Source organism: Acidovorax carolinensis, from assembly GCF_002157145.1.
Taxonomy (GTDB): Bacteria; Pseudomonadota; Gammaproteobacteria; order Burkholderiales; family Burkholderiaceae_C; genus Acidovorax; species Acidovorax carolinensis.
The window spans coordinates 2532804-2548236 of record NZ_CP021361.1 but is presented as its reverse complement, the minus strand read 5'-3'; the positions used below and the strand labels follow the sequence as shown (position 1 = coordinate 2548236).

At 63.8% G+C, this 15433-nt stretch carries 12 protein-coding genes and 1 tRNA gene; 10 read left to right on the top strand and 3 right to left on the bottom strand.

Going from position 1 to position 15433, the window contains the following annotated elements:
- Nucleotides 1-53: 53 nt before the first annotated feature.
- The 8 genes from CBP34_RS11875 to CBP34_RS11840 all read left to right on the top strand — a co-directional run bounded on the left by CBP34_RS11875 (nt 54) and on the right by CBP34_RS11840 (nt 7425).
- Nucleotides 54-1232 carry an AAA family ATPase gene (locus CBP34_RS11875; RefSeq protein ID WP_094098130.1) on the top strand — a complete coding sequence of 393 codons (1179 nt, stop codon included), beginning with the start codon at nt 54-56 and terminating at the stop codon, nt 1230-1232.
- Nucleotides 1233-1331: 99 nt separating this feature from the next.
- Nucleotides 1332-2798: a type I restriction-modification system subunit M gene (locus CBP34_RS11870; RefSeq protein WP_094098129.1), complete on the top strand. Its 1467-nt coding sequence runs from the start codon at nt 1332-1334 to the stop codon at nt 2796-2798.
- A gap of 18 nt (nt 2799-2816) precedes the next feature.
- Nucleotides 2817-3113, top strand: coding sequence for a type II toxin-antitoxin system MqsR family toxin (locus tag CBP34_RS11865; RefSeq protein WP_094098128.1), 297 nt, complete (start codon nt 2817-2819; stop codon nt 3111-3113).
- 1 nt (nt 3114) lies between these two features.
- Nucleotides 3115-3513: a type II toxin-antitoxin system MqsA family antitoxin gene (locus CBP34_RS11860; RefSeq protein ID WP_086912710.1), complete on the top strand. Its 399-nt coding sequence runs from the start codon at nt 3115-3117 to the stop codon at nt 3511-3513.
- A gap of 85 nt (nt 3514-3598) precedes the next feature.
- Nucleotides 3599-4186: a nucleotidyltransferase domain-containing protein gene (locus CBP34_RS11855; protein ID WP_086912709.1), complete on the top strand. Its 588-nt coding sequence runs from the start codon at nt 3599-3601 to the stop codon at nt 4184-4186.
- An 89-nt stretch (nt 4187-4275) separates the two neighbouring features.
- Nucleotides 4276-5304: an IS30 family transposase gene (locus CBP34_RS11850; protein ID WP_094097336.1), complete on the top strand. Its 1029-nt coding sequence runs from the start codon at nt 4276-4278 to the stop codon at nt 5302-5304.
- A 34-nt stretch (nt 5305-5338) separates the two neighbouring features.
- Nucleotides 5339-5746 (top strand): hypothetical protein, encoded by a 408-nt coding sequence (locus tag CBP34_RS11845; RefSeq protein WP_236748410.1) that lies wholly within the window; start codon nt 5339-5341, stop codon nt 5744-5746.
- Between the two features lie 35 nt (nt 5747-5781).
- Nucleotides 5782-7425, top strand: coding sequence for a restriction endonuclease subunit S (locus CBP34_RS11840; protein WP_208616328.1), 1644 nt, complete (start codon nt 5782-5784; stop codon nt 7423-7425).
- An 85-nt stretch (nt 7426-7510) separates the two neighbouring features.
- Here the strand turns inward: CBP34_RS11840 and CBP34_RS11835 are convergent.
- Nucleotides 7511-7587, bottom strand: a tRNA-Arg gene (locus CBP34_RS11835).
- A gap of 158 nt (nt 7588-7745) precedes the next feature.
- Here CBP34_RS11835 and CBP34_RS11830 point away from each other — a divergent pair.
- On the top strand, nt 7746-9479 hold the full coding sequence (locus tag CBP34_RS11830; protein WP_094098125.1) for a cation:proton antiporter domain-containing protein: 1734 nt from the start codon (nt 7746-7748) through the stop codon (nt 9477-9479).
- A 129-nt stretch (nt 9480-9608) separates the two neighbouring features.
- Here the strand turns inward: CBP34_RS11830 and CBP34_RS11825 are convergent, their stop codons facing one another.
- Complete coding sequence (locus CBP34_RS11825) at nt 9609-11459, bottom strand: M14 family metallopeptidase (protein WP_418134668.1); 1851 nt, start codon at nt 11457-11459, stop codon at nt 9609-9611.
- Between the two features lie 239 nt (nt 11460-11698).
- A complete protein-coding gene (locus CBP34_RS11820) occupies nt 11699-13498 on the bottom strand; it encodes a DEAD/DEAH box helicase (RefSeq protein WP_094098124.1) in 1800 nt (599 codons plus the stop codon).
- Nucleotides 13499-13741: 243 nt separating this feature from the next.
- Here CBP34_RS11820 and ettA point away from each other — a divergent pair, with 243 nt between their 5' ends.
- Nucleotides 13742-15403, top strand: a complete 1662-nt coding sequence (gene ettA / locus CBP34_RS11815) for an energy-dependent translational throttle protein EttA (RefSeq protein WP_086912704.1) — start codon at nt 13742-13744, stop codon at nt 15401-15403.
- Nucleotides 15404-15433 lie beyond the last annotated feature (30 nt).

Sequence of the window (15433 nt, the reverse complement as noted above, 5' to 3'; positions counted from 1 at the left end):
TAATTATCTTAAAAAAGATAAAATATTCAAAAATTGATATTTAAAGATAGTTGATGCTCTACTACCCACGCACCCAGCTAGCCGCCGCGCTGGCAGACGCCCTGCAAGGTAAAGCCGCCTTCAGTGATGCACCCAACGGCCTGTTCCTTGCAGCGCCACGGCGCACGGGCAAATCCACGTTTTTGCAGTCCGACCTCATGCCCGAGCTGGCGCGGCGCCAGGTGGTGGTGGTGTACGTGGACTTGTGGGCCGACCAAAAGCGCGACCCCGGCAGTCTGATTGCTGAAGCCGTAGGCCGTGCGCTATTGAAGCAGCTCGGTGTGGTGGCCAAAGCCGCCCGCTCCGCTGGGCTGGAAAGCATCAGTGTGGGCGGCATCAAGATCGACACCGCCAAAATTGGCCGTACCGACGGCAGCACACTGGCCGATGCCTTGCGCGCCCTGGTCGAGGCCGCCAAAAACCCCGTGGCACTGATCATCGATGAGGCTCAGCACGCCCTCACCAGCGAAGCGGGCGAAACCGCCATGGCGGCCCTCAAGTCAGCCCGCGACCAGCTCAACCGGCCTGGCCACGCCCAGCTCATGCTGGTGATGTCGGGCTCTGACCGCGACAAGCTGCTGCGCCTTGTCAACACCAACGCCGCCCCGTTTTACGGCTCGCAAATCCAGCGCATGCCGGAACTGGGGCCGGATTTTGTGGCCCACATCGCCCACCTCATCACCCGCCAACGGCCCGACCTGGGCGAGGTCAACCAAGCCACCTTGGCAGAGGCATTTGCCCTTTTTGGCCAGCGCCCGCAATTTTTCATGGAAGCCCTGGGCCAGGTGCTCAGCCCCCTGGCCACGCACACGGGCCGGTTTGAAGACGCCATGCTGGCCAAGGCGGCCGAGCAGCAGCGCAGCGATGAAGCACAAATGGAGAGCGACTACACCGCCCTGCGCCCATTGGAGCAAGCCGTGCTGTGGCGCATGCTGGAACTGGGCACCCGGTTTCGCCCCTACGACGCCGATGCCTTGCAGTTTTACGCCGAAAAAACAGGCGACAAAGTCACCGTGGCCAAGGCGCAAAAAGCCCTGGAGGGCCTGCGTGCCCACCAGCCCAGCCTGGTCTGGAAATCCGCCCGCAGTGAATACGCCGTCGAAGACGCCGCCATGCTGCGTTGGTATGCGCAGCGCGTGCAGGCTGGAACCTGGCCACCGGCAGGCCCGCAGCTGGATTGGCTGGATGAATAAGTCCATCCCTGCCAGCGCCGTCAACCACTCTTTTTTTGATAGCTGCTCGCGCTTACTCTATAAGCGCTAGCGCCTATTTTTGTTTAAATACTTCAACCCATGTCCAACCTCACCCCCGTCATCAAATCCATCCAGGACATCATGCGCCAGGACAGCGGCGTCGATGGCGATGCCCAGCGCATCAGCCAGCTCACCTGGCTGCTGTTTTTGAAGGTGTTTGACGCGCTTGAAGAAGAGCTCGAACTCACCCGCGACCACTACCACAGCCCCATCCCCGAGGCCATGCGCTGGCGTGCCTGGGCGGCCAACCCCGAAGGCATCACCGGCGAGGCGCTGCTCGACTTTGTCGACAACCAGCTCTTTGCCACCCTCAAAAGCCTCAGCGCCGACCCCGCGCGCAACCCGCGTGGCTACGTGGTGCGCGGCGTGTTCGAAGACGCCTACAACTACATGAAAAGCGGCCATCTGCTGCGCCAGGTGGTCAACAAGCTCAACGCCATCGACTTCAACCGCCAGGCCGAGCGCCACCAGTTCAACGACCTGTACGAAAAAATCCTCAAGGATTTGCAAAGCGCCGGCAACGCGGGCGAGTTCTACACCCCCCGCGCCGTCACCCAGTTCATGGTGGACATGGTCAACCCGCAGCTCGGCGAGGTGGTGCTCGACCCGGCCACGGGCACCGGCGGCTTTCTCGTCTGCGCCATCGAGCATTTGCGCAAGCAGGTGCACAACGCCGACCAAGAGGCCGTGCTGCAAAACAGCATTCGCGGCGTCGAGAAAAAGCAGATGCCCCACATGCTCTGCGTCACCAACCTGCTGCTGCACGGCATCGAGGTGCCCAGCAACATCCGCCACGACAACACCCTGGTGCGCCCCCTGCGCGATTACACCCAGGCCGACCGCGTGGACGTGGTGCTCACCAACCCGCCCTTTGGCGGCGTGGAAGAGCCCGGCATCGAACAAGGCTACCCCGCCGACGTGCGCACCAAGGAAACGGCTGATTTGTTTCTGGTGCTCATCAAGCACATCCTCAAAACCAACGGCCGCGCCGCCCTGGTGCTGCCCGACGGCACGCTGTTTGGCGAAGGCGTCAAAAGCCGCATCAAAGAGCAGCTGCTGCAAGAGTGCAACCTGCACACCATCGTGCGCCTGCCCAACGGCGTGTTTGCCCCCTACACCGGCATCAAGACCAACCTGCTGTTCTTCACCAAAGGCCAGCCCACGCAGCATGTCTGGTATTACGAGCACCCCTACCCGCCGGGCGTGAAGAACTACAACAAGACCAAGCCCATCCGCATCGAAGAGTTCGACGCCGAGAAAGCCTGGTGGGGCACCGAGCAGGATGGCTTTGCCGCCCGCGTGGAAAACGAACGCGCCTGGAAGGTGGGTATCGAGCAGATCAAGGCCGCCAACTGGAACCTCGACCAGAAAAACCCCCACATCGGCGAGCAAACCAGCCACGACCCCGAGGTGCTGCTGGCCGACTACGCCCGCCTCCAGGCCGAGGCCCAGGCGCTGCGCGACGAGCTCAAGGGCATTCTGGCGCAGTCATTGGGTGAAAAATAACCAAGTAGGTTAAAATTCATGGAAAAGAGCACACCGCATTGCAAGCTGACCGTCGTCAAGGCCCTGCTGCAAGATGGCAAGTTTCGCGTGACGCGTTCAGCGCGCACCGGGGCAGAGGCCATGGGCATCGACTTCCAAGGCATGCTGACCGTGATTTCGGCGCTGCAGGCGTCAGACTTTTATAAAAGCATGACCACCCATGCCGACCACACCATCTGGCAAGACGTGTACCGCACCAGCTCGCCGCTGGGGGATGTCTATCTCAAGTTGACCGTGGTCGATGACCTGCTGATCGTGTCTTTCAAGGAGCTATGACATGAAATGTCCTGTCTGCGGCGCAGCCGAACTCATTCACGATACCCGCGATGAAACCTACACCTACAAGGGTGAAAGCACCGTCATCCCCGCCGTGACAGGCGACTTCTGCCCGGCCTGCGATGAATCCTTGCTCGACCCGGCCGAGACCGAACGCGTCATGCGCGAGATGCGTGCCTTCACCCAGCAGGTCAACGCCGCCTTCGTCGCCCCCGGCTACATCACCGAGGTGCGCAAAAAGCTCGCGCTCGACCAGCGCGAGGCCGCCGAAATATTTGGCGGCGGCGTCAACGCCTTCTCGCGCTACGAAACCGGCAAAACCCGGCCCCCGCTGGCGCTGGTCAAGCTGCTCAAGGTGCTCGACCGCCACCCCGAGCTGCTGGCCGAGGTGCGGTCATAAACCTGTTGTGCGTGGCATGGCGGGGTCCAGACCCTGGCGGTTTGGCGCACAATACGTTTTCAAATTAAAAACGATTGTTCTTGCTTTGAAAACAAACACCTCACTGTCTGACCTGCTGTTTCCCAACCAGTACCGGCGCAAGGTGCTGGCGCTGCTGTTCATGCAGCCCGGCCAAAAAATGCACCTGCGCGAGCTGGCCCGGCAGACGCAGACCGCCCCCGGCACCCTGAAAAAAGAGCTGGACGCGCTGTGCCACGTCGGCCTGCTCACCAGCGAGCGCGTGGGCAACCAGGTGCAGTTTCAGGCCAACCAGGGCCACCCCGTTTTTGCCGAACTGCAAGCCCTCATCCGCAAAACCACGGGGCTGGCCGACGTGCTGCGCCAGGCCCTGCAACCGCTGGGCGACCAGGTTACGTTGGCTTTTGTGTTTGGCTCCATGGCCAACGGCAGCGCCCATGCAGGCAGCGATGTGGATGTGCTGGTGGTGGGCAGTGCCAGCTTTGCCCAGGTGGTGGAGGCCACCCACGCCGCCCAAACCCAGTTGGGCCGCGAGATCAACCCCAAGGTGATGACCACCGCCGAATGGATGCGCAAGCAAGCCGAAGGCAACCCCTTTGTGCAAGAGCTGCTGGCCAAGCCCAAAGTGATGCTGATTGGAGAACTCGATGCCTGAAGAAGAACTGAACAATCTGGCCCGCATCGGCCAACTGGACAAGGTGGCGGCCTCAATTCCGAAGTGCAACACCGAGAATTGAGGTCAAGATGACAAAGAAGAATTACCAGCAGTTGAGCGAGAGCGAACGCCATGCGATCGCCTTGGGGCTGCAGCAAAAGCAAAGCCTCAGTGCCATAGCGCGGGCCTTGGGGCGCTGCAAGAGCACCATCAGCCGGGAATGCCAACGCAATGCGGGCGCCAAGGCCTACACCTCCAAGTTCGCCCAGCAACGCAGCGACAGGCGCAGATGCTTTGCCCGTCCCCAGCCCAAACTGCACCGCGATGGACCTTTGTTCAAGATCGTTCGCGACTATCTGCTCCGGCACTGGTCTCCCCAGCAAATCGCTGGGCAGTTGAAGAAACTGCACCCTGACAACAAGCGCAAACAAGTGTCCCACGAGAGCATCTACACCTGCATCTACGCCCAGCCCCGCGGAGAGCTCAAGAAGGAGCTGGTGGCCTGCTTGCGCATGGCCCGCGCCAAGCGCTGGCCGCGCTCCAAAGGCGAGGATCGGCGTGGGCAAATCACCGACCTGCTGAGCATCCATGTGCGCCCACCCGAGATTGAGGATCGTCAGTTGCCCGGGCACTGGGAGGGCGACCTCATCAAGGGCAAAGGCAATGCCAGTGCCATTGGCACGCTGCTCGAGCGCACGACCCGCCTGGTGGTGCTGGTCAAGCTGCCGCACCCCAACCCGGCGACAGCGGCACATGTACTGCAGGCCTTCAGCGACAAGCTCAATGGCATTGCCAGCCCGATGCGCCAGAGCCTGACCTATGACCGTGGCAGTGAGATGGCAGAGCATGCCAAGCTCACCGAGAACACGGGCATGAAGGTGTACTTCTGTGACCCCTACAGCCCCTGGCAGCGGGGCTCCAACGAAAACACCAATGGATTGCTGCGGCAGTACTTCCCCAAGGGGACTGATCTGAGCGGCTATAGCCAGCAGTATCTGGATGCCGTAGCCGATGAGCTCAATGGGCGCCCCAGGATGACTCTGGGGTGGAGCAAGCCCATTGAGGTTTATGCCGAACATTTGGCCCGGCTGACCCTACAGCCTGATTCAGTGCATTAATGAATATTTGTTGCACTTGGACTTGAATCCGCCGGTGCCATTTTCTGCCGCCCTGCTGCAAAAAATGCTGGCCACCGCGCGCACCCGACTGCAAGACGCGCAGCGCACCGACAACAGCCCGGAAACCCGCTTCGACTGCGCCTACACCGCCATCCGCGCCGTGGCCGATGCCGCTTTGCACGCCCAGGGCTGGCGCACCTCTACCAGCAAACCGGGCCACCACCAGACCACCATCGGCTGCTTCGTGCACACCCTGGGCGTCAGCCCCGCCACCGTGCGCGTGCTCGACGCCCTGCGCAAACAGCGCAACCTGAGCGACTACGACGGTGAACTGGTCACCGAGCAGGCCTTGCTCGAATGTCTGCAACAGGCCCAGGCCCTCAGCCTGCTGGCGCAGCAGAAGCTGGCCCCTTTGTTGAACCAAAACGCCTCTGGCGCTTGAGGAATAAGCGCATGCTGCTATCAAATTTGGATTTATTGGCCACCGCCCCCGGCGGCGTGGCCCGCCTGCGGGAACTGATTTTGACCCTGGCCGTGCAGGGCAAGCTGGTGCCGCAAGACCCTGCCGATGAGCCCGCCAGCGCCCTGCTGCAAAAGATTCGGGCCGAGAAAGACCGGTTGATCGCGGAAGGGAAATCCAAGCGGGACAAGCCGCTGGCGGAGATTGCAGAGGAGGAAAAGCCGTTTGCGTTGCCGCAGGGGTGGGAGTGGGTGAGATTTGGCGACGTGGCGTTGATTTCGAGCGGCGTCACCTTGGGCCGAAAGACAGCGATTCCCTCGCCAATCATGCTGCCTTACCTACGCGTGGCTAATGTGCAGCGCTGGCACGTGAACCTGACTGCGATAAAAGAGGTCGTCATCGACCGCACCGAGCTGGCTCGTTTTCAGTTGGTCAACGGCGACTTGCTGATTACAGAAGGCGGCGACTGGGACAAAGTGGGTCGGACAGCCATCTGGCGTGATGAGTTGCCAACGTGCCTGCATCAGAACCACGTTTTCAAAGTGCGTGGCACCAGTCCCGAATGGAGTCCGCTTTGGGCGCAGCTTTTCCTGAACTCTCCAGTTGCGCGGGCCTATTTCGCGTTCTCCGCCAAGCAAACGACGAATCTGGCTTCAATCAACATGACCGAGTTGAAGCATTGTGTGTTTCCGCTCCCACCCCTCGCCGAACAATCCCGCATCGTCACCCGCGTCGATGCCCTCATGCGCCTGTGCGATGCGCTGGAGGCCAAGGGCCGGCTGGAGGCCGCGCAACACGCCCAACTGGTCAGCACCCTGCTGGGCGCGCTTACCGCCAGCACCACGCCCGAGGAATTGGCTGAGAACTGGCAGCGCGTGGCCCAGCACTTCGACCTGCTGGCGGGCCGCCCCGAAGCCATCGACGCCCTGGAGCAAACCCTGCTGCAACTGGCCGTGCGCGGCCTGCTCGTGCCCCAAGACCCCACCGACGAACCCGCCAGCGTTCTGCTGAAAAAGATCCGCGCCGAAAAAGACCGCCTCATCGCCGCAGGCCAGATCAAACGCGACAAACCCCTGCCGCCCATCACCGACGAGGAAAAGCCGTTTGCGTTGCCTGTGGGGTGGGAGTGGGTGCGGTTTGGCGATGCCTCTATCAACCGGGATGGCGAACGGATTCCAGTTTCGTCCAGCGATCGGGAAAACCGTGCGAAAACCTACGACTATTACGGCGCTTCTGGTGTGATCGACAAGATCGATGGCTTTTTGTTCGATAAGACTCTGCTGTTGATTGGCGAGGATGGGGCAAACCTCATTAACCGTTCGACTCCTATTGCATTTTTGGCGCACGGTAAGTACTGGGTCAACAACCACGCGCATGTCATCGACACGACGCATCCCGAGTTGATGACCTATTTGGCGCTGTTCATCAACGCGATTTCGCTGGAGCCTTATGTCACAGGAACAGCGCAGCCGAAGATGAATCAGGCGAAGCTCAACAGCATCGTGATTGGGTTGCCTCCCCTCCCCGAACAAACCCGCATCGTCACCCGCGTCACCGCCCTGCGCCGCCTGTGCGCCGACCTGCGCCAGCGCCTGGCCGAGCGCGAGGCCGTGCAGGCCCGCTTGGCCGAGGCACTGGTGCACGAGGTGTCTTTGGCGTGAGGCAGCAACAATAAAACCCGCCACGCTACGAAGCGTGCGGGTTTTGCGGTGTTTGGAGTCGGGCTGAAGCGCGGCGCCGATTTTTTGGCCTGCCCGGAGGGACTCGAACCCCCGACCTATAGCTTAGAAGGCTATTGCTCTATCCAGTTGAGCTACGGGCAGATGGATGTGGTGCAGGGCGCCTGGGCAGCGCCCCGAGGGGGTGAATCATACCCGGCGCAGGCTCTGCTTTAAGCGCGGGGCCGCACATGGCCGGGCGGCTGCAATTGCAGTTATAACGGCGCATCTACCCACCGCAGGCGACTTTCGCCCCATCAGCCATGCCGCACAGCCTGAATCTGATCAACACCATTGCGGCCGCGCTGGGGCTGGCGCTGGTGTTGGGTTTTCTGGCAACGCGTGTGCGGCTGCCGGCGCTGGTGGGCTATTTGCTGGCGGGCGTGGTGATTGGCCCGTTTACCCCCGGTTTTGTGGCCGATGCCGCCATGGCCAGCCAGTTGGCCGAAATTGGCGTGATGCTGCTGATGTTTGGGGTGGGCCTGCATTTCTCGCTGGGTGACCTGCTGGCGGTGCGCAAGATTGCCGTGCCCGGCGCGGTGGTGCAGATCATGGTGGCAACCGCCTTGGGCATGGCGGTGGCTTTTGGGTGGGGGTGGAGCCTGGGGGGCGCGCTGGTGTTCGGCATATCGCTGTCGGTGGCCAGTACGGTGGTGCTGCTGCGCGCGCTGGAAACCCTGGGCATTCTCGACACTTACACCGGCCGCATCGCGGTGGGCTGGCTGGTGGTGGAAGACCTGGCCATGGTGCTGGTGCTGGTGCTGCTGCCGCCGCTGTCGGGCGTGCTGGGCGGCCATGCTGCCGCAGCCACGTCGGCCAGCATCTGGCAAACGCTGGGGTGGACGCTGATGCAGGTGGGCGGGTTTGTGGCGCTGATGCTGGTGGTGGGGCGGCGGGTGTTTCCGTGGGTGCTGTGGCAGGTGGCGCGCACGGGCTCGCGCGAGCTGTTCACGCTGTGCGTGGTGGCGGCGGCCGTGGGCATTGCGTTTGGCTCGGCGGCGCTGTTTGGGGTGTCGTTTGCGCTGGGGGCTTTTTTTGCGGGCATGGTGATGCGCGAGTCCGAGTTCAGCCACCGGGCAGCGCAGGAGAGTTTGCCGCTGCGCGACGCGTTTGCCGTGCTGTTTTTTGTGTCGGTGGGCATGCTGTTCAACCCCTCGGTGATGTGGGAGCGGCCCCTGCAGGTGCTGGCCGTGGTGGCCATCATCATCGTGGGCAAATCGCTGGCGGCGGCCGCGCTGGTGCTGGCGTTTCGCTACCCGCTGCACACGGCGCTGACGGTGTCGGCCAGCCTGGCGCAGATTGGCGAGTTTTCTTTCATTCTGGTGGGGCTGGGTGCTTCACTGGGGCTGCTGCCACCCGAGGGCGCCAGCCTGGTGCTGGCCGGGGCGCTGATCTCGATTGCGCTCAATCCGCTGGTTTTTCGGGCCATAGCGCCGTTGCAGAAATGGCTGCTGGCGCGCTCGGCCCTGGCGCGGCGGCTGGAGCAGCGCGATGACCCGCTGGCCGAGCTGCCCACCAGCACGGACGAGCGCTATCTGGCGCGCCAGGTGGTGCTGGTGGGCTATGGGCGCGTGGGGCGGCGCGTGGCCAGCGCGCTGGCCGCGCACGACATTCCGCTGGTGGTGGCCGAGCAGAACCGTGAACTGGTCGAGAAGCTGCGCGCTCAGGGTATAGCGGCCGTGTTTGGCGATGCGGTGGACCCGGCGGTGTTGATACAGGCCCACATTGCGCGTGCCTACATGCTGGTCATTGCCACGCCCGACACACTGAATGTGCAGCAGATCATTGCCACGGCGCGCATGCTCAACCCCACCATCGAGACCGTGGTGCGTAGCCACGGCGAAGAAGAGGCGCACCGGCTTGAAAAAGAATGTGGCAGCACGGTGTTTCTGGGCGACGAGGCGCTGGCCCAGGCCATGGCGGGCCATGTGCTGGCCCGTGCGGTTGCCCGGGGCGCCAGCGCAACGGTGCCGGGTGCGCTGCACGAATCGGCTTGAAGTGGCCCGATTTGGCGTGATCTGGCGTTATTGATAGCCAAATCGGCCTGTAGCGCTTATGTAGCAAGCGCTACGTGCTATCTTTTTTGATGATGTTGCCGCCGGCCTGCGCGCGCTGTTGCCAAAGCCTTATTCGTCGCTGTCTTCAAAAACCAGCGAAGGCACCGACATGACGCGGGCCGTGCTGGCCAAATCGCCGATCAGGCGGTTGGCGAAATAGCTGCTTTGGGTGTCGGGCTCCAGGGCCGCCACGGCCAGGTTGGCCAGGCCCTGGTTCAGCGGCACATAGAAGCTGCCCGCAGGCACGTCGATGGCGCGGCGCACGGGGGTGACCTGGATGCGGATGGTGCCGGCGCTGCCCGCGACGGTGCCGCGCACGTCTGCGCGTTCGGTGGTTTCGCGGGCGGTTTCGTTGTAGGTGTCGGCCAGCACGCCGCCGTTTTCGGCGATGCGCAGCACCTGCACGCCCAGCAATTGCAGCCGCTCGACCGCCGTGGTGGCGCTGGCCGCCAGCCAGTAGCCGCAAGGCCGGGCGCGTGTTTTCACGGGCTGCAGGGTGAGCGACGAATTCCAGTCCACTTTCAGAATGCGGTCGGCGCCGGTTTCGGGGTCGAGCATGGTCAGCTCGCGCTGTGTGGGCGTGGCCTGCGCCTCTATCACCACCTGGCCTTTGCAGGCCTGGGAGGCGGTGTCACGCGCCACAAAAGAGCGCACCTGTTCCAGATTGGTGGCACGCTCTGCGGCGCTGCGCAGCGCGCTGGTGATGGCGGTAACCTGGGTGTGGACGCGGCGCTGCAGGTGCATGCGCCCCAGGCCCACGCCACGGGTTTCAACCAGCAGGCTGACGCTGTTCTTCAGGCCATTCACGTTGCGTCCGGTGTCGGGCTGCGCGCCGCCCATGGAGATGCGCCGGTCGTCTGGCTGGGTGGAGGTGGTGTAGTACCAGTCGCTTGTCAGGCCCTGCGACTGGAGCGCGCCGAGCATGGGCTGGTGGAACCACTCTTGCGAGGCCTTGGTCAGGAACTCGGGGTAGTTGGCCGTGGTGGTGTATTGCAGCAGGGCGTCGTAGCGCTGGATGGCGTTGAACTTTTGCAGGTAGCGCCCGACCACGGTGAATTCGTGCGCGTCCAGCACCACGATGGGGCGGTAATCGCGCACCACGCGCGCCAGTGCCTGGGCTTCGGGTGTTTGCAGCAGCAGGTGGTCGCGGTTCATGTCCACGCCGCTGGCCGTGGTGCGATTGCCGCTGGCCGCGCCATCGGGGTTGGCCCGGGGGATCACCACCACGTTGATGCGGTCGAGCAGGGGCTCCAGCAGGCCCTGGGCGAGTTCCCGGGCAATCACCAGCAGTGCCTCGCTGCTGGCGGGCTCGTCGCCGTGCTGCTGGCCGATGAGCACGACGGTGGAGCGGCCATTGGTCTCCAGGCTGGCAAGGTCCGTGCCCTTGGCGCGGGTCAGGAGCAGGCCCAGAATGGGCTCGCCCTGCTGCGAGGCACCCAGACTGAGAACACTGGCCGTGGTTGGCCCCCGTGGCGCGGCGCTGGCCATGTTGCGCAGCCACTGCCCCAGTTCGGCATTGGTGGTGAAGCTGCGCCGCTCGGGGCCAAGCCCGGGCGTGCTGTATTGGGTGGGTGGTTCGGCAAACCGTGCGGCCACGGCCGGGCCGTAGGGCGCTACCGACGCAGCAGAGTCTGCGGCAGCCGGCGCGGGCGCGCTGGACTGCAAGGGCGTGACCACCACGTTCTCGCGCACCTGCCCCAGCGGTGCCGGCACCACGGTGCCGCGCTGCACACGCGGCAGAGGCTGTTGCACCGCGGCAGGCGTGCCGGGCCATGGGGGCAGTGGGGTGCTGGCACATGCCGACAACAGCACGGCCACCAGGGCCAAAGAGCTGCGCCACGGCATGCGGCGCGCCATCAACGGTGTTGACTGGGCAGCACTGGGGGTGTTTGGAACAAGGAGGGTGGGGCGCTGGGTCATGGTGTGCTTTGCCTGGGAGCCTGTCGGTCTTGGCGCGATGTTAACTGCGCGTCCCACAGCTGGTGTGTCAGCGAACACCGCGCCACCCAGGTGGGGCGCTCAGTGTATTTGCAGCGCCTGACCCGAGATCGTGGGCACCGATCGGACGGCGTTCGCAAACAGGTCGCCCTCGCGGCATGGCAGCAGGCGCGTGGCGCCCCGCTGCATGCAGGATATGGATGGGCGTGCCTCGGGCGCTCTCAGCGGCCGAAAGAGCCGCGATTACCACCCGGCCCGCGAGACCCGCCGCCCCGGCCGCCAGCGCCACCCGTGCCACCGCCATAGCCGCCACCACCGCCCGAGTTGCCCCGGTAACCACCACCACCGCCGCGGCGGCCGCTGCCGGCCATGCTGTCCACGCTGGTGCGCATCGGGTCGGGTTGGCCGCCTGGCGTATGGCCTGCGTTGCGCTGGCCCGGGTTGCTGTGGCCCGAATGCGTGCCCAGGTGGGCATTGGGGCGAGGGGGTTGGGCGTCGTCATAGCGGTTGCCGCCGCCGCCGCCGTCATAGCCGCCGCCACCGGCGGGGCGGGCACGGCCGCGTGCCGGTGCCTGGGCACCCCCACGCGCGCCGCCGCCCTGGCCACCACCGCCGCCACCGCGGCCGGAGCGGGGGGCATTGCCGCCACCGCCGCCGTTACCGCCACCACTACCCTGGCGTGGGCCGCGGTCGCCACCACCACCACCACCACCACCACCGCCGCCACCCTGGCCGGCCTTGTTGGTGCGGATGCGTTCCATCATCTCGCTGCGCGCCGCCTTGGCCGCTGCCTGCATGACATCGCGGCTCGGGGGCTTGCCTGCGCCGCCCCAGATGGTCTGGCGGCCCATGGCAATGGGCTCGGCCTTTTCACCGGCGTCGGGGCCGAAGCCTTCGATGACCTGCACCGGAATCTGCTGCTTGGTGAAGCGCTCGATGTCCATCATGAAGCCTTCCTCGTCCATGCAGACCAGGCTGACGGCTTCACCGCTGTTGCCCGCGCGGCCGGTGCGGCCGATGCGGTGCACGTAGTCTTCCGACACGTTCGGGATTTCGTAGTTGACGACGTGCGGCAGCTCGTCGATGTCGATGCCGCGCGCCGCGATGTCGGTGGCAACCAGGGCGCGGATATCACCGCTCTTGAAGCCGGCCAGGGCCTGCGTGCGGGCGCTCTGGCTCTTGTTGCCATGCAGGGCCATGGCGTTGACGCCGTTCTTGGTCAGGAATTCGGCCACGTTGTTGGCGCCGAACTTGGTGCGCGTGAACACCAGCACCTGGCTCCAGTTGTGCTGCTGGATGATGTGCAGCAGCACCTGCTTTTTCTTGCCGCGGCCCACGGGGTGGATCACCTGCGTGATGCGCTGCACCGTGGTGTTGCTGGGCGTGACCTGGATGCTTTGCGGGCTCTTGAGCAGGGTGTTGGCCAGCTCGCGGATCTCGTCGCTGAAGGTGGCCGAGAACAGCAGGCTCTGCTTGTCCTTGGGCACCAGGGCCAGCACCTTCTTCACGTCATGGATGAAGCCCATGTCCAGCATGCGGTCGGCTTCGTCGAGCACCAGCACCTGCACGGTGGAAAGGTCCAGGAAGCCCTGCTGCTGCAGGTCGAGCAGGCGGCCGGGGGTGGCCACCAGGATGTCCACGCCACGCTTGATGCGGTCGATCTGGGGGTTCATGCCCACACCGCCGAAGACGACGGTGGAGTTGATGTCGAGGTATTTGCCGTATTCGCGCACCGACTCTTCCACCTGGGCCGCGAGTTCGCGGGTGGGGGTCAGCACCAGCGCACGGATGCCCTTGCCGCCAAACTTGTTCTTGGGTGCAGCGCTTTGCGACAGGCGGTGCAGCATGGGCAGGGTGAATGCGGCGGTCTTGCCGGTGCCGGTCTGTGCGCCGGCCAGAAGGTCATGGCCCGCCAGCACGGCCGGAATGGCCTGCGCCTGGATGGGCGTGGGGGTCTCGTAGCCTTGTTCGAGCACAGCCTTCAAAAGGGCAGGAGCCAGATTCAGTTCTTCAAATTTCATGTCGGTGAATGCACCCGTCCGGGGCGCTGGGTATCGGCCTGTCGTGGCAACCGGTGGGTTGCCGAGCCAGTCTTAGGCAGATGAGGTTCAAGGGTGGGAGCCCGGAAGATGCTCTTCCTTCGTCCCCAGCAGACTGCTGATGTGGCGGGCAACTGGAGCCCGCAACGCTGAGTATTGTCGCATGGGCCGATAATCGCGGTTTGTACGCAGAATTTCTGCCCACTTTTGCAGGTTAGAGAACGAATGGCCCAATACGTATTTTCCATGAACCGTGTCAGCAAGACCGTGCCGCCCAAGCGGCAGATCTTGAAAGACATTTCCCTGAGCTTCTTCCCCGGCGCCAAGATTGGCGTGCTGGGGGTCAATGGCTCTGGCAAGTCCACTTTGCTCAAGATCATGGCGGGCGTGGACAAGGAGATTGAAGGCGAGGCCATTGCCATGCCGGGCATCAAGATTGGCTATCTGCCCCAGGAGCCACAGCTCAACCCGGAACATACGGTGCGCGAAAGCGTCGAGGAAGCCATGGGCGAGGTGTTCGCTGCCAAGGCCAAGCTCGAAGAGGTGTACGCGGCCTATGCCGACGCAGATGCCGACTTCGACGCACTGGCGGCCGAGCAAGCCCGTCTGGAAGCCATCATTGCCACCGCCGGCACCGATTCCGAGCACCAGCTGGAAATCGCCGCCGACGCGCTGCGTCTGCCGGCATGGGACGCCAAGGTCGGTGTGCTGTCGGGGGGTGAAAAGCGCCGCGTGGCGCTGTGCCGCCTGCTGCTGTCCAAGCCCGACATGCTGCTGCTCGACGAGCCCACCAACCACCTGGACGCCGAATCGGTGGACTGGCTGGAGCAGTTTCTGCAGCGCTATCCCGGCACCGTGGTCGCCATCACCCACGACCGCTACTTCCTCGATAACGCGGCCGAGTGGATTCTGGAACTCGACCGGGGTCATGGCATTCCGTACAAAGGCAACTACAGCGACTGGCTGACCCAGAAGCAGGCCCGCCTGGAATCCGAGCAAAAGGGCGAAGAATCGCGCGCCAAGGCCCTGAAGAAGGAACTGGAATGGTCGCGCCAGAACCCCAAGGCCCGCCAGGCCAAGAGCAAGGCCCGCCTGGCCCGGTTCGAGGAGCTGTCCGATTTCGAATACCAGCGGCGCAACGAAACGAACGAGATCTTCATTCCCGTGGCCGACCGCCTGGGAACCCAGGTGATCGAGTTCAAGAACGTCACCAAGTCGTTTGGCGACCGGGTGCTGATCGACAACCTGAGCATGAACGTCCCGGCCGGCGCCATCGTCGGCATCATCGGCCCGAACGGTGCCGGTAAATCCACGCTGTTCAAGCTGATCGCCGGCAAGGAAAAGCCCGACAGCGGTGAAGTCGTCATTGGCTCGACGGTGAAGATGGCCTTTGTGGACCAGCACCGCGATGCGCTGGCGGACGACAAGACGGTCTGGGAAGACATCTCCGGCGGTCTGGACATGATCAACATCGGCAAGTTCACGATGGCCAGCCGCGCTTATGCAGGCCGTTTCAACTTCAACGGTGGCGACCAGCAAAAGAAGGTGGGCATGCTCTCGGGCGGCGAGCGCGGGCGCCTGCACCTGGCCAAGACGCTGATCTCCGGTGGCAACGTCCTGCTGCTCGATGAACCCTCCAACGATCTGGATGTGGAAACCCTGCGCGCCCTGGAAGATGCGCTGCTGGAGTACGCGGGTACGGTGCTGGTCATCAGCCACGATCGCTGGTTCCTGGACCGCATTGCCACGCACATCCTTGCCGCCGAGGGCGATAGCCAGTGGACGTTCTTTGACGGCAACTACCAGGAGTACGAGGCCGACAAGAAACGACGCCTGGGCGAAGAAGGTGCGAAGCCAAAGCGCATGCGTTTCAAGGCCTTGAAGTAAAAAGGGGGCTTCCGGTCAAGTAGCATTGCA

What these genes read in the sequence shown, in the direction of transcription:
- CBP34_RS11875 (WP_094098130.1), top strand. Translation starts at nt 54, where the DNA reads ATGCTCTACTACCCACGCACCCAGCTAGCCGCCGCGCTGGCAGACGCC.
- CBP34_RS11870 (WP_094098129.1), top strand. Translation starts at nt 1,332, where the DNA reads ATGTCCAACCTCACCCCCGTCATCAAATCCATCCAGGACATCATGCGC.
- CBP34_RS11865 (WP_094098128.1), top strand. Translation starts at nt 2,817, where the DNA reads ATGGAAAAGAGCACACCGCATTGCAAGCTGACCGTCGTCAAGGCCCTG.
- CBP34_RS11860 (WP_086912710.1), top strand. Translation starts at nt 3,115, where the DNA reads ATGAAATGTCCTGTCTGCGGCGCAGCCGAACTCATTCACGATACCCGC.
- CBP34_RS11850 (WP_094097336.1), top strand. Translation starts at nt 4,276, where the DNA reads ATGACAAAGAAGAATTACCAGCAGTTGAGCGAGAGCGAACGCCATGCG.
- CBP34_RS11830 (WP_094098125.1), top strand. Translation starts at nt 7,746, where the DNA reads ATGCCGCACAGCCTGAATCTGATCAACACCATTGCGGCCGCGCTGGGG.
- CBP34_RS11825 (WP_418134668.1), bottom strand. Translation starts at nt 11,459, where the DNA reads ATGACCCAGCGCCCCACCCTCCTTGTTCCAAACACCCCCAGTGCTGCC.
- CBP34_RS11820 (WP_094098124.1), bottom strand. Translation starts at nt 13,498, where the DNA reads ATGAAATTTGAAGAACTGAATCTGGCTCCTGCCCTTTTGAAGGCTGTG.
- ettA (WP_086912704.1), top strand. Translation starts at nt 13,742, where the DNA reads ATGGCCCAATACGTATTTTCCATGAACCGTGTCAGCAAGACCGTGCCG.